The 14,092-nt window shown below is 44.4% G+C and carries 14 protein-coding genes; 8 read left to right on the top strand and 6 right to left on the bottom strand.

Features of this window, described 5'->3' with window-relative positions; genetic code table 11:
* Positions 1 to 14 precede the first annotated feature (14 nt).
* Positions 15 to 611, bottom strand: coding sequence for a class I SAM-dependent methyltransferase (locus SYN_RS05440; protein ID WP_158302931.1), 597 nt, complete (start codon positions 609 to 611; stop codon positions 15 to 17).
* A gap of 294 nt (positions 612 to 905) precedes the next feature.
* Complete coding sequence (locus tag SYN_RS05445) at positions 906 to 1,718, bottom strand: DnaJ domain-containing protein (protein ID WP_011417063.1); 813 nt, start codon at positions 1,716 to 1,718, stop codon at positions 906 to 908.
* Between the two features lie 866 nt (positions 1,719 to 2,584).
* On the opposite strand from SYN_RS05445, the gene SYN_RS05450 reads away from it, so the two are divergent.
* Positions 2,585 to 2,788 (top strand): hypothetical protein, encoded by a 204-nt coding sequence (locus SYN_RS05450; protein WP_041584771.1) that lies wholly within the window; start codon positions 2,585 to 2,587, stop codon positions 2,786 to 2,788.
* A gap of 695 nt (positions 2,789 to 3,483) precedes the next feature.
* Here SYN_RS05450 and SYN_RS05455 read toward each other — a convergent pair.
* The gene (locus SYN_RS05455) at positions 3,484 to 3,978 is read right to left on the bottom strand and encodes a cupin domain-containing protein (RefSeq protein WP_202943595.1); all 495 of its coding nucleotides are present in this window, start codon (positions 3,976 to 3,978) and stop codon (positions 3,484 to 3,486) included.
* A 296-nt stretch (positions 3,979 to 4,274) separates the two neighbouring features.
* On the opposite strand from SYN_RS05455, the gene SYN_RS05460 reads away from it, so the two are divergent.
* Positions 4,275 to 7,094: a PAS domain S-box protein gene (locus SYN_RS05460; RefSeq protein WP_011417066.1), complete on the top strand. Its 2,820-nt coding sequence runs from the start codon at positions 4,275 to 4,277 to the stop codon at positions 7,092 to 7,094.
* Between the two features lie 714 nt (positions 7,095 to 7,808).
* On the top strand, positions 7,809 to 8,381 hold the full coding sequence (locus tag SYN_RS05465) for an IS110 family transposase (protein WP_237671314.1): 573 nt from the start codon (positions 7,809 to 7,811) through the stop codon (positions 8,379 to 8,381).
* On the opposite strand, the gene SYN_RS05470 is transcribed toward SYN_RS05465, so the two are convergent.
* A complete protein-coding gene (locus tag SYN_RS05470; protein ID WP_148202497.1) occupies positions 8,353 to 8,868 on the bottom strand; it encodes a tyrosine-type recombinase/integrase in 516 nt (171 codons plus the stop codon). The two genes, SYN_RS05465 and SYN_RS05470, sit on opposite strands and share 29 nt — an antisense overlap.
* Positions 8,869 to 8,882: 14 nt before the next feature.
* Here SYN_RS05470 and SYN_RS05475 point away from each other — a divergent pair, with 14 nt between their 5' ends.
* From SYN_RS05475 to SYN_RS05490, 5 genes are all read left to right on the top strand, one after another.
* On the top strand, positions 8,883 to 9,062 hold the full coding sequence (locus tag SYN_RS05475) for a hypothetical protein (protein WP_011417068.1): 180 nt from the start codon (positions 8,883 to 8,885) through the stop codon (positions 9,060 to 9,062).
* A gap of 499 nt (positions 9,063 to 9,561) precedes the next feature.
* Positions 9,562 to 9,684 carry a hypothetical protein gene (locus SYN_RS16770; RefSeq protein WP_258165160.1) on the top strand — a complete coding sequence of 41 codons (123 nt, stop codon included), beginning with the start codon at positions 9,562 to 9,564 and terminating at the stop codon, positions 9,682 to 9,684.
* A 76-nt stretch (positions 9,685 to 9,760) separates the two neighbouring features.
* Complete coding sequence (locus tag SYN_RS05480; RefSeq protein ID WP_011417069.1) at positions 9,761 to 10,963, top strand: sodium ion-translocating decarboxylase subunit beta; 1,203 nt, start codon at positions 9,761 to 9,763, stop codon at positions 10,961 to 10,963.
* On the top strand, positions 10,963 to 11,157 hold the full coding sequence (locus tag SYN_RS05485) for a hypothetical protein (protein ID WP_011417070.1): 195 nt from the start codon (positions 10,963 to 10,965) through the stop codon (positions 11,155 to 11,157). Before SYN_RS05480 ends, SYN_RS05485 begins: the two co-directional genes overlap by 1 nt.
* 428 nt (positions 11,158 to 11,585) lie before the next feature.
* Positions 11,586 to 12,791, top strand: a complete 1,206-nt coding sequence (locus SYN_RS05490; RefSeq protein WP_011417071.1) for an ISL3 family transposase — start codon at positions 11,586 to 11,588, stop codon at positions 12,789 to 12,791.
* 14 nt (positions 12,792 to 12,805) lie between these two features.
* Here the strand turns inward: SYN_RS05490 and SYN_RS15160 are convergent, their stop codons facing one another.
* Both SYN_RS15160 and SYN_RS05500 read right to left on the bottom strand, forming a co-directional pair.
* Positions 12,806 to 13,306: an ankyrin repeat domain-containing protein gene (locus SYN_RS15160; RefSeq protein WP_011417072.1), complete on the bottom strand. Its 501-nt coding sequence runs from the start codon at positions 13,304 to 13,306 to the stop codon at positions 12,806 to 12,808.
* A gap of 378 nt (positions 13,307 to 13,684) precedes the next feature.
* Positions 13,685 to 14,092, bottom strand: a complete 408-nt coding sequence (locus SYN_RS05500) for a hypothetical protein (RefSeq protein WP_148202498.1) — start codon at positions 14,090 to 14,092, stop codon at positions 13,685 to 13,687.

Below are 14,092 nucleotides of genomic sequence, written 5' to 3' on the forward strand. Positions count from 1 at the left end.
GCGGTTCGTGATTTTCAGGGCTTTGGGTCGATGCTTACTGAATGCCGGCCGGGAAGAGACTCGGGGATGTGGTAGATGTAAATCGGATCATTGTGAAGTTTCGATTCAACGCGGAGGACAGACTGTGGTTTCCAGCCCGGGATAGGAAAGTTGAAGGAAATCACTCTTGCGCCCGGGACCAGTTCCCAAGCCAGTTTCATCCCGAGGCGCCACATGACATCTGGAAAAAGGTAGCAGGCAACAACATCGGCCCTTCTGAGATCGACTCGCCAGAAATTTCGATAAAAAACTTTAATGTTTTTGTCCCCGATTGTAAAGATTAATGCCTTGAGAAAGGCTATCGGGTTGACCTCGAACCCATGGCAGATCACACCGTAATGTTTCCTGGCCTCACGCAGAACCCTCCCGTCTCCGCAACCAATGTCGACAAAAAGTTTACCAGGCTTCATGACCACGGCATCGAGTGCCTTGTGGATTTTTACCCTGGCCGTGGATGTATACATGGCCCCCTGTGTGACCGGATAGGCCACGATGATGGCAAATGCGTGCAGAAGCTTCAGAACGGCTGCTGTGCCGACAATCGTAAAGATGATGATCAGCCACGTTTGCATCCCATCTCTCCAGAGTTTTTCCTGCCGCATGAGGGGAAGCTGTCAGAAGCAGGCCTCCCTCGGAAAACTCATCACCCTTTGTCAACCCAGTGTGTCTGATAAGTTGATTCCGATCGGCTGTTTCTTCTTGATGATTGAAAATATAAAGACAGTGGTATTTCCGGTCAATTGACAATCTGTCACAGAAAATTAAATGCCGCATTGAAAGAGAGTGCTTATAATTTACAGCCTCTGTTTATCCTTCGCTGTTTGTCCCTGTATGATGCAGGTCTTCTTACTCACCGGGAAAGCTCCTTATCCTGGCCTCAAGAAAGACCTGATCCTGACGATGAGATCTTTTGCTTTCTGTATCAGGATGCTCCTTATAAAGACCGTCACATAGAGGTCTCCTGCATCTCCTCCGGCGCGGCCGTGTTCTCCCATCCCCTTAAGACGAAGTTTCTGTCCTGATCTCATGTTCGGAGGAATAGATACGAACAGCTCTTTGCCTGTCTTGCTGCACGAATATTGTATTTTTCCGCCAAACCTGGCCAGATCGGGAGAAAGCACGATGGAATCATGTAAATCCCTGCCCTTTTCAGGCAGTTCTATACCCCATTTCTTTTTCAGGCCGTATCGAATCAGCCTTTCCAGATACCCGCCAGAAATTCCCCCTCTTCCAGCAACTTGTCCATTTCCAATGCCACCCACAAAAATCCGGCCGCATATTCCCGGCCTCCTGAATTCAAAAGTCCGATATCCTTCGCCGTATGATTCCCGAAAAACATCGTCAAAGCCCCGAAATCCAAATGCACGACTCAACTCCTCAAAGATCTGCTGGATGTCCGATCCCTTGAAGATGTCCTGATCGGAGTGTGTCTGCCTGAACCGGCCGTAAGCTGATGATCCATAGGTCTGCCGCAATGCATCATATTCACTTCTTTTCTGAGGATCTGACAGTACGGCGTAGGCTTCGTTTATCTCTTTCATCCGGTCCGCCGCCTCCGGATTGTCTTTGTTTCTGTCGGGGTGGTGCAAAAGGGCCAGCCGACGGTATGCGTCCCGGACCTGCTTCTGGCTGGTATTCTTTTCTAAGCCCAAGATGTCGTAATAATCTTTTGGTCCCATAGTATTCTGTTTCTTGGAGGATTTTTGTTTACATTCCTTATTCTAATCAGACATCCCTCGAAATTTCTCAGCCTTTGGAAGTCGAGGTCGGCTGCGATACTGATCTGTGAGAGTATCAGGCACCGCACCTTAACTTTTATTGAAAGTCCTGCATATCCGCCTGACTCCACAATATCAGTAAGAAGCTGATAATAATATTTTAGCTATTTTTGTGCCGTTTCACTGATACACACTAATAATCGGAATTCTGAAAATACGATTCCTTATCCCCAAACGGCAGGTCAACAGGGCCTGAGCTTTTATTGCCTAAGCCCTTGTTTATGCTGACAGGCCGCATGAGGGACTTGAACCCACGGCCAACGGCTTAAAATTCATTTGGCGTACTCAATAATATTAAATATTTACAAAACAATTGGTGCATAGTGAGTGCATTTTACTTATCAAACAGCTTCCTCGCTTCCGCAAAGTCAGAAGTCCGCCAGCAGGCCCTTCGGATCAACATTAAATATTTAAACCAAAAAATCAATTATCTTTGAATGATCATAACCCCCCCTGTCGATCAAAAAAAAATTTGTAGCGGTAAGAGCAGATTTTTTCTGTTTAATATCAGTTATTGGTTGGTATAATTTCCGTAGTAAATCCGTGTTGCAATAATTATTGATTATGTAATTTTGTAAGAACTCAGGCGAGGAAAATATCTATTACCTTGCTGTGACCGCTTTCCTGGAATTGCCGAATTCTGATTATCTTTTCTGTAGTGACTATCTGCTGACAGCCCTGCTGTGATAACATTCCTGTAATTACTTTTTCCTGATTACCTTGTTGTGACTGCCTTCTTGCTGAGAATATCAAAAAAGGAGGAGAACATGGCTGATCGGTCAAAATTGATCGTAAACGGAATGAAAAAAGCGAAAGGAAGATATGGGAGAGTTAAATTTGAACAAATCAACTCTAACCAATACGATGGCTTATTTGAATGCTTGTGCAGAAGGTATGCAAAAGGAAAGAATCTTTTCACAGAAGCAGAGACTTCTATATATGCCGAGATAACCAGGGAATTCAACGAGTGATTTACATTGTGATGCAGTTTCCAGAAAGTTAAGCGATCTGCTTGTGATCAGGCTTTGCCTTTTTATATCTTCAATCGAAATCCGTATGAGCCATTTATTCAAATTTCCAGAAGATTGACTTTGGGGGGGAGCCTATTTGCAGGACGCATTTCTTCCTCCCTCTGGTTTCGATGTAAAATGAACAGCCTCTTTTGAACACTCTCATGTGTTTGTTCATAAACGAAATCTGCCCATAATTGCGATAGACTTCCTGCGGTGATTAAACTGAATGGCTTGACTTGCTCTGAATGAATCGATCAGCGGGTGATCGAGAATTCATTTATGTCGACCATCTCTTATTTTCCCTGAATGAGGTGTGAGAGAAGGAGGAATATTGTCTGTAAAACTGTTCCGAAAAGTTATGTAAAAGTTATGCTGCATTTCTCGTCTTGGAAGAGAATTGAAAAGGTTCACAAAATAAGGGGCTCCACTTGACTTAGCGGAGCCCCTTATTTATCGGGTGGGCCGTATGGGACTTGACTCCACGGCTATAGGGTTCAGAAATGTTAAGCTCTATAAATAACAGCAGCTACTTACAAAGCCATGTCTTGGTGGCGTAAGTTATTTAATTATTTTTTATTACATCGCATCCATGATTCACTTGTCCACGTTTTTCAATCAAAAAGATGCTGAAAATTACTTATGACAATAGAAAGTTAATGAGCATGGGCGGCTTCGGCATCCTCGAACGTTTTGTGTAATGTTCCGGCAGGATGTTCTGGTGGTGCGTAAATCACGTAAACCTTCAGAGGTTTGTTCCCTTCATTGATGATGTTATGCCAAAAACCGGACGGGATGAAAATTGCCCAATCGTCTGAGACTTTCTTGTTAAAAGTCATCAATTCCTTTGATTGTCCCATCACTATACGGGCCTCACCCTGTTCCACACGGATAAACTGATCGCCTTCATCGTGCTTTTCAAGACCTATCTCTCCCCCCGGTTTAATTGTCATAACGGTCATCTGAAGATGATTCCCTGTCCAGTGCGTTGCCCGGAAATTATCATTTTTTGTTGTCAGATCCTCAATGTCAACTACCCAGGGCTGTCTGCCATAATCCTTGATTTTTTTTGTCCCGTCGTTTTCTCCCGCTGCTAAAACGCCCACGGAAAACATCATGCACATAAAAACTAAAACGGCTTTTATCAACATAATCTGCCTCCTCAAATGAATCTTCCATTAATGTAACTGACCAGAAAACCCCTCTTTTTTAATGTATAAGGAAAGACAATATTGTTGTCAAATAAAACTAACAATGGTTGCTCATACGCATTGTTTATAGAGATAAATCTTACATTTTATGTGAAGAAAAATGTTAATAAACAGAATTGTCTGGACTATTTCCGAATAATTCATATTATTTTTTCAAATAGTGATTTTGCAGCTATACCAGAGTATCAATCCGATTAGCTGATTTCCTGATTTAGGGTTATAAGGATATAGGGTTAATGAAAAACAAGAATAAGACTAAAGTTCAACTCGCCAATGAGTTTGAAGAGATGAGAATGAGGATGATGAAATTGGAATCCGGTGAAGCACATCACATGCAGGCAGAATTTTGTAAAGAAACCCTGCGGCAGAGCATTTTGTCCCTTGAAGTCGACACGGGGGCTCCAGGGATTGCCGACATTCTCGATGCCCCGATGATTGAGTCGCTTATGAATAGTTTTCATGAGTTTACCCACATCCCCCTTGCAATTGTTGATCTCAGGGGAAAGGTGCTGGCTGGTCCGGGATGGGGGGATATATGTAAAAGATTCCATCGAGTTCACCCTGATACCTGCAGAAACTGCATCGAAAGCGACATCCTGCTATCCGCCGGCATTCCGGCCGGCGAGTATAAACTTTACAAATGCAAAAACAACATGTGGGACATAGCGACTCCGATTATCGTAGATGGTAAGCATTTGGGAAACGTAATTTCCGGTCAATTCTTTTTTGATGACGAGTCTGTTGATTATGAACTGTTTCGATTGCAGGCCAAAAAATACGGATTTCCCGAGAAAGAGTATATTGCCGCACTGGAAGCTGTTCCGCGGTTCAGCAGAAAATCAATGGATGCAGGGATGACTTTTCTCATGAAGCTTGCCAGGATGATTTCCCAGATGAGTTACAGCAATATCAAGCTGGTTCAGTCGCTGGAAGAACGGGAAACCTTGATGAAATCGGTGCTGGCGGCAGAGGATAAGTACCGGGGCATTTTCGAAAATGCTTTGGAGGGAATTTATCGTATAACCACTTCGGGGCGCTTTCTTGATGCCAATCCGGCGTTGGCCCATATTTTCGGCTATGACACGCCAGAGGCGTTGATCAATGCGGTAACCCCCGTAGGGGAACTGCTTCATGTCGATCCCCAAAGCCGCGAGCAGTTCATAGCTATTATGGATCAGCAGGACTATGCCACTTATGAAGGGAAGATGCTCAAGAAGGACGGCAGCCCATTCTGGATACATTTAAGAGGGCGAGCTGTTCGCGACGCTGAAGGTAAAACGATCCATTACGAAGGGTTTGCCGAGGATATTACCGAAAAGAAAAAGATTGACGAAGAATTGAAACATTATCGCGACGATCTGGAGGCAATGGTCACGGAGCGGACGTTTCAGCTTCAAGAAAAAAACAGACAATTGATTTCCGAAATTGCTGAACGGAAACGAGTTGAGGAAGCACTTTCAAAAAACGAAGCTTTATATAGAAACCTGTTCGAAAACATTCCGATTGGAATGTTTCAGACCAACTTTGAAGAGGGCGGTTTCATATCTGTAAACCCCGCCTATGCAAAGATTTTGGGTTATGAATCGCCGGAAGATCTTAAATCATCCGTGGCAAATGTCGCAAAAATCCATGTCGACCCCAAAGACCGTGACACAATCCTTGCTGCCCTCAGAGATCGGGATTGGTATCATGCCGAGTACCCGCGTCTACGCAAGGACGGCAGCGTTATGATAGGAAAGGTGGCAATTCGAAGTGTACTCAAGGCCGATGGCAGTGTTGACTATATAGAAGGGATTGTGGAGGATGTCACGGAAAGGAGATTGGCGGAAGAGAAGTTGAAAAAGTATGCAGAGGAAGTAACTGACCTGTACGAGAATGCACCCTGTGGTTACCATTCACTGGCGAAGGACGGGACGATTATCCGCATTAATAACACGGAACTGACTTGGCTGGGCTATTCTCGTGAAGAAGTGGTCGGTAAGATGAAGTTTACTGATTTGATCCCGCCGGATGAATCAGCGTCGTTCTGGCAAACCTTTCCCCTTCTGCAGAAGCAGGGACGTGTGAGTAATATAGAAGGCAAGCTGACTCGAAGGGATGGAAGTATATTGCCTGTGCTTATTAACGCAACTACAATTTTCGACGAGAACGGAAATTTTCTGATGAGCCGATCATCTGTTTTTGACAATACGGAACGGAAAAAGATCGAAGATGCCCTTGTTGAAAACGAAGTTTTGTATAGAAACTTGTTTGAGAATGCGTCAATCGGTATGTTTCAGTCTACTCTCGAGGGGCAATTTATCCGCATTAATAAGGCTTATGCGACAATGCTCGGATATGACTCTCCCGAAGAAGTCATTTCAACCATTACAGATACCTCGACCCAGATTCACACTGATCCGGAAAACCGCACCAAACTTCTTGCAGCCCTGAAACAGGAGGGCTGGTGTTATGCCGAACAGCCATATCTTCGCAAGGATGGCACTATTATGATCGCAGAACTCGCTGTCCGGAAAGTCACCGGGCAGGATGGAGCCATATCCTATCTGGAAGGTATTGTAGAAGACATCACGAAATGGAAAAAGGCGGAGGAGGCTTTAATGAAAAGCGAAAGAGAATTGCGAATAAAGGCTCATAATCTGCTGGAAGTCAATACAACCATGAAGGTCCTTCTGGATACCATGGAAAGGGACCAGGAAGAATTAAAAGAAAGAATTTTAACCAACATCAAAGAGCAGGTTCTGCCCTGGCTGGAGAAACTGAAAAAGAGACCGTTGCAGGATGTCGAAAAGGACTATATCCAAATGGCGGAATCACAACTTGCTGAAATTGCCTCCCCATTTATACATAAATTAACCTCCAGCTTTCTGAATCTTACAAAAAAAGAGATCCAGGTTGCATCCCTGGTGAGGGAAGGCAAGACATCAAAGGAAATAGCAGAACTCTTAAATTCTAAAAAGCGAGTCATCGACTTTCACAGAGAAAACATCAGAAAAAAGTTGGGCTTAAACAATAAAAAAGGAAGCCTTGCAATTTTGCTCCGTTCCTTTTCATAAAAGATGGCAGGAACACGATTCCAATCTGAAACGGTGAATTCCTATCGAGAATGTCGGATACTCGATTTCAGTAAAAAAGAATTTTTAAAAAAGTTTCAGTTAAACGGCTATAAGGATGCGCGTTATCGTTTCGGAATAAAAAATTGCAGAATTATCGTCCGTGAAGTGAAAATAATTGTGGCGCTCAGACGTTTTGGCAATGGGTGCATATGTTTGCAGTCAGTCTTAAAAATTGGCACGCAGTGATCTCGTTTTGCTGCATTTTGACGAGGTTCATAAAATAAGGGGTTCCGCTTAACATCACGGAACCCCTTATTTATTTGGTGGGTCGTATGGGACTTGAACCTGCGGCCAACGGATTAAAATCGGTTGGCGCGATGAATAATATCAAATACTTGTAAAGCTGTGTCCGGGAAGTGTACGGATTCTGTTCATTTTTTGCTCTAGTACATCTTGTGTTCTTAGGGGTCAATGAAATGTTATGAATCATCCCCACCAGTAAGCTGGGGTATAATGGGAGGAGGGAATCTGTGTTGCATCTAATGCCCATGAGCATGTTTTGTAGAGTAGATCCTCCTCCCACCTGCTTTGTTCTGTAACTCGAACAGTATCAGAGACCTTCCCCAATGGGAATGAGTTTGTACTTACAAGATGGATTCGAACGAAGCGCTTTTACTGAAGGTCATATTCATTGTTTAAGAAATGTGCTTTATTATGTCTTTATCGGCTGTTCTTGGGATAGATCTGGCGAAGCAGAAATTTGATGCTGCCCTTCTTGTCGATGGGAAGACCAAGCATAAGACCTGCAAAAATTCAGGGGAAGGATTTGAGGCATTGACCCTTTGGCTTACGAAGCAGGAGGTTGAGAAGGTCCATGTCTGTCTGGAAGCGACTGGCAGCTGTGGAGATGATTTGGCCATCTATCTTCATGAGGCCGGTCATATCGTCAGTATTGTAAATCCGGCCAGAATCAAGGGGTTTGCCCAGAGTGAACTGATTCGTACAAAAACGGATAAGATGGATGCCGCTCTGATTGCCCGGTTCTGCCTGGCTATGAAGCCCAAGGAATGGATTCCTCCTTTACCGGAGATTAGAACCTTGAAAGCGCTGGTCAGAAGGGTTGATAGTCTGGTCGACATGCGCAGTCAGGAGAAAAACCGGCTCAGCACATCGCATGAGTCTGTTTCTTCTTTAATCAAAGATCATATCGCTTATCTGGATCAGGAAATTGAAAAAACTCGGAAACAAATTGCAGGGCTCAGTCAAGATGGTGGAACCGGGCGGTGACGCCACATGATTTTGCCATGTCGTGAAACCACTTATAAACGGTGTCCGGGTGCCATTGCGGGAAAATACGGCCAATATCCTTTTTGACAGGTTCCAGTGCATCAATGACAGGTTGCAGCAGGGGCACCCGGCGATTGCGCTTGCCTTTTGTTTTGGTCAAAGGGGCGCTTTTATTGTCAAGGGCGCAATCCTGCCAGTTTAGTTCGTGGGCCTCGCGTCTCCTGGCTCCGGTCCAGAGCAGCAGAGTCAGATATCTCCCGAAATCCGGATCATCTGCATAAGCGGCTGCAAGAATTGTCTTCAGGTCTTTCGGAGATATGATTCTCTCCGCAATGCTTTGCCTGTCTTCAGGGACCATCTTGATCTTCGGTTTTTTGTCGATGAGGCCGTCATCCAGGGCATAGGTGAGGGCAGACTTGATATGGCGAAGATATCCGTTGACGGTTTGCGGCTTCCGCTCCACGGGTAAACAAATCCGGAGCGGCACGGGTCTATTTCGAGATGCTTGATTACGTGTACTCTCTGGATGACAGCATCACTATCAAAGGGCATATCGATACGGCGAGAAAGTTTGTTAAAAAATGGTTAAAGTACGGGGTGGTGCTGGTTGCGCCGGGGTATTTTCACAAACATATCGTCAATGCGACATATGAAGAAATGGCAGAAATGACAATAGATTAATGATTCCATCTGTGTATCGATACTATCGCTTGTCCCCGGATGTGGTAACGGTCGAAAACAATATCCACATAGGGAAGAGGTCCCGCACAGCCGAGAAGTAGGCGATGCTCATGTTGCACAAAAAAGAACTGTTAAGGGTCAATCACCATGTCAGGTTCAGTTCCGGTATATTTTCCGCATTAAGCAGTTGACAACACTTCTAAACCATTTTCCATGCTCTTGTCACTTGAGATCAAAAGATAAAAACAAATAGAAGCCCAATCAGAGAGATAAGGTCTGGCCATTACCAAAATTAAAGAATTCTCATATTGCCCTGGCACCCCTTGTATCCCTATATTTCTATTTATTCCAATACATTATATATAATATATAAGGATTTATATATATGATCATTACACTTTTTTTGTGTATATTTTTCTTATCTATTGTTTGTATACATCCGGAACTTAATAATGGGTAAAGGATAAAATTATTAGAAAACTTAAGGAAGGAGGCAGAGATGACTGTAATCGAAGCAGTGCAAACGGCAGGCATTGTATACGTAATCTTAGCGATTATCGGATTTGGAGTTGCAGGCATGATAAAGGCGATGTCGATATTCTTTAAATCAGAAAAGAAATAATCTTCAGCATCGTGAAGAGCAATCACCGGTAAAATGTATCTTTTTAAATTTTAACATCTGGAATGGAGATTATAACATGAATATCGATGTATTATCATTGTTTCAGGGTATTGCCACGCTGGTCGGGCAGGACCCGACATTTGCAGTAGCCCGCATCGTATTGATGCTTCTGGGAATATCCTTCGTTTATCTTGGCTACAAGGGAATCCTGGAAGCCCTCATCATGATCCCCATGGGCCTGGGGATGGCAACGGTCAATGCGTCCGTTTTATTTTTTCCCGACGGAAAAACGGGAACCATTTTTCTTGATCCCCTGGTTACAGATCCCTCGGCCCTGGTCAATATTTTACAGATCAACTGGCTCCAGCCCATCTACACGATGAGCTTCACCAACGGATTGATCGCCTGCCTCGTTTTCATCGGCATTGGGGTATTGTGCGACATCGGCTTTGTGCTGGCACGCCCCTTCAGCAGCATGTTCCTCGCGCTCTGGGGCGAGTTGGGTTCCGTTGCCGTCTTCCCGCTGGCCGTGGCCTTCGGCATGACCCCCCAGGAAGCGGCGGCGACAGCCATCGTCGGCGGCGCCGACGGCCCCATGGTGCTGTTCACCTCCCTGATGCTGTCCCCGCACCTTTTCGTTCCCATCGGCATTGTGGCCTATCTTTATCTCAGCCTCTGCTACGGTTTGTATCCCTATCTGATCAAGGCTTTGATTCCCAAGAAAATGCGGGCCATTCAAATGGATCTCAAAGGCATGCCGCAGATTACACCTCTGCAAAAAATCATGTTTTCTACGATTACCGTCACCATCCTCTGCCTGCTTTTTCCTGTTGCCGGACCGCTCTTCGTGTCCTTTTTCCTTGGCATTGTAATCCGGGAAGCGGGCGTCAAGCCTTATATTGAATTTATTGAGACTACGTTGCTCTACAGCTCAACCTTCTTCCTGGGCCTGCTTCTCGGTGTTCTCTGCGAGGCCGGCACCATTCTCAATCCAGTTGTCCTGAAGATCCTGATCCTCGGTTCCACGGCACTGATGGTATCAGGAGTTGGCGGTCTTATCGGCGGGATTCTCCTGTATTACTTCAGCGGGAAAAAATATAACCCGGTCATCGGAATTGCCGGGGTTTCCTGTACACCGACCACGGCCAAAGTGGCGCAGAAGGTGGTTTTCAAGGCTAATCCCCGCGCGATGGTCATGCCGCTTGCCCTCGGCGCCAACGTCAGCGGCGTTATCACGACGGCGATTCTGGCCGGTATTTACTGCACCCTGCTGAAGTAATGTTCAAGCAGAAACGCCAGTGGTGGTGGGTTATTGGAACATGCATCGCGTTGTCGGGGGTCGCTCTGGTGCGGCTCCTCGCCCCGGAATATCCCCCCGGCACCCTCCGCCTTGCAATTAAATTCGGCGGCTATACCCTGGTCATTATCGGTCTGTTTTCTCTGCCGCTGGCAATGCGGAAAGATGATGAATGAGATCGGGAAATACTGAACCACATTTACATATTAGTGACTTAGAAGTCCTTTGAAATTCTGAATATTGACACACATTCTGCCTTTGTCTGCAAAAGACAAAGGCAGAATGCGGCACCTCAAATCCAATCCAGCTCTTGGAAAAAACATTAAATATGTTGGCACTTTTTTATGTTACCCGCTAAACTATTTTAAACTAACCACCTTAAAGTAAAGGATAATAAAGTAATTCTTTAAAAAATATGCAATGTGCTAGAGCTGTGTCATCTTTGTTTTTGGAGGTAATTTGGCGGCTTAGTGTCCGGGAACTTTAGGGTTTGAATTGGGGTTCATCCGGTTAATGAGTACCTTGGTATTGCATAAAATCACATGGACATGGCAAGAGCCCTGTTGTTTGAGACCAATCGAACAACAAAAGGAGGCTCCAGACCATGTCCACATCGGTTCTTTATCATGCTTTCAATCTGAAGGGTATTACTTATAGAGCAACACGCTTCACGGGTGACGTCATCGAATATTTTGCAGATGTGAAAGAAGAATACATTCGCTGTCCAAAGTGCGGGCAGCGTAAATTTATCTTTAAAGGACAGAAAACACGGAGTTTTCATCTGGGACCTATGGGGCGTAAGAGGTGTTTCCTTGTACTTTCCCTTCATCGAATAAAATGCAACACTTGCGACACCCTTTGGTGGCCCGATCTGCCTTTTATGGTGGGGAAGCATAGATTTGCCCGATCCTTTGCTCTGATTGTTCTGGATCTGCTTCGATTCGGCACGATTCGCTGGGTTGCCGATTACCTCGGCGTGGGTTGGGATATGATCAAAGAGATTCATAAGTTGAAATTGCAGCGCCTCTATCGGAACATTCCTCTTCATAAAGTTCGGTATATCGGCATTGATGAATTCAGCATCCGGAAAGGCCATGAGTACATGACCACGGTGATGGATCTCTCCGAAGGACGAATCCTTTACGCCACTGAGGGAAAGGGCAAGGAGGGGATTTTACCCTTCCTGAAAAAACTTGCACGCAAGGGGAAAAAACTGCGAGCGGTTGCAATGGACATGGGAATTTCCTTCTTCTCCGCCGTCCGGGAAGCCCTTCCCAATATCGATGTCGTCTTCGACCGTTACCATATTATGGCTCTGATGAATCAAGGCATCGAAAACTTGCGCAGAAATCATCAGAAAGAACTTGATGATATCGGGAAGCAAACCCTCAAGGGAAACCGCTTCCTCCTTTTGCGAAATTATGATTCCCTGAAGCCGGACCATAAGGAACGTCTCGATGCCCTGATGCAGGCCAATCAGCCTCTATTCGTCATGCATTCCATGAAAGAGCAACTCAGACTCTTCTGGGAAATACCGGAGTACGCCCAGGCTGTTACCTTCCTTGACACCTGGTGTAAGGACGCCATGCTGTCCGGAATCAAAGAACTCGTCAAAGTAGCCAAAACGCTCTCCGGATACAGGACTGCGATACTCAATTATTTCAAACATCACATTACAAATGCCGCCCTTGAGGGCACAAACAACAAAATTAAAACTTTAAAAAGGCAGGCCTATGGATTCCGGGATATGGAATACTTCAAACTCCGCCTCTATCACCTGCATACTCAGAGGTACTCATTAACCGGATGAACCTTAATTTTATTTTACGGCCATCTCTGAAGTTTATAGCTTTCAAATTGCAAAAGAGCCACCATACTTGGAGATGCCCATTCTTTCCCATTAATCCAGTCTAATGGTGTTTTTCCTTGATCATCCGTAGCCTCAACTCTCGCACCAAACTTGATTAATAATTTCGCAATTACTATGTTTCCCCCTTGGGCCGCATAATGTAGCGGAGTTACTTTGTATTTTGTTCTTGAATTAGGGTTAGCGCCATGAGTAAGCAATAGAATAACAATTTCTGTTGGTCCATGTTCTGCCGCATAATGGAGTGGCTTTAAATCTCGGCCGGCGTTAGCATCCGCACCTTCTTCTAATAATTTTTCAATTTTTGATAGATTTTGACTTTTGACTGCTTTCATTAATGGAGCTTCAAAAACTTGGCCAATGTAATGAAAAGACAAATACACAGCACCAAAAATTGCAAAAACGAAAATTAATCCCAATGCACTGGTAGCGATGTCTTTTATAAATTTTGGAATCAAAATTAGTCCCTTTCAAACTTCCCGGCCCGTACTGTGCCCTTTTTATAGGTTCACTAATTCCCAAGCCATCCTGTCCGCTTTTTCAACCAAGCGATTATACCCGACATTTCTGATCCTGTCTTCATAATCTTTTGAGCAGTATCGGTTAATTTTCCGGATCGCATTATCGAGTTTAATACTGAGCACGTTTCTTTTGTAAGATTTGTATAAGCTCATAGGAAAAAGTTAAATAAATTAGGTTGCTCTTGCGATAGGACTATAAACTTGTCGCTATCATACTTCACGGATTCGACATTCTCATTGAAACGGTACTCCTTGCCGGTAGAGATGTGTTTTAACCTTAAGCCATTAGGATGATTAACTATTTTTTCCGGCATATTACATATTTAAAAATTCAAGTGCCGGATTATCAAAAGTTTTTTTGTCCGAGCTGTCAGTTTCTTCTAATGCGTTGTTCATTCTCTCCAATATCTCTTCTTGCGATTTTTTCATCTCACGCCCGGAGAAATGTTCAGTAAAGCCTTTAATCATACTTTTAATGGCGTTTATTCTTTCTTCCTTGGTAAGGGGACGACGTTTGACGGGGATATAACCGTTAAAGGTGTAATGAGTATGCTCTCCGCTATATTTTATCGGATTCTGTAAATTATAATCCTCTATCCTCATAACCTCTGTTATCGCGCTCCCTCTTAAGCGGTTACCGTCTATCTCGATAAAATCATTACTTCCTACACGTCTCAAGGCCTTTTCTTGATCAGCGGTAATATAATGCTTTGTTTTATTCAT

Source organism: Syntrophus aciditrophicus SB, assembly GCF_000013405.1.
GTDB lineage: Bacteria > Desulfobacterota > Syntrophia > Syntrophales > Syntrophaceae > Syntrophus > Syntrophus aciditrophicus.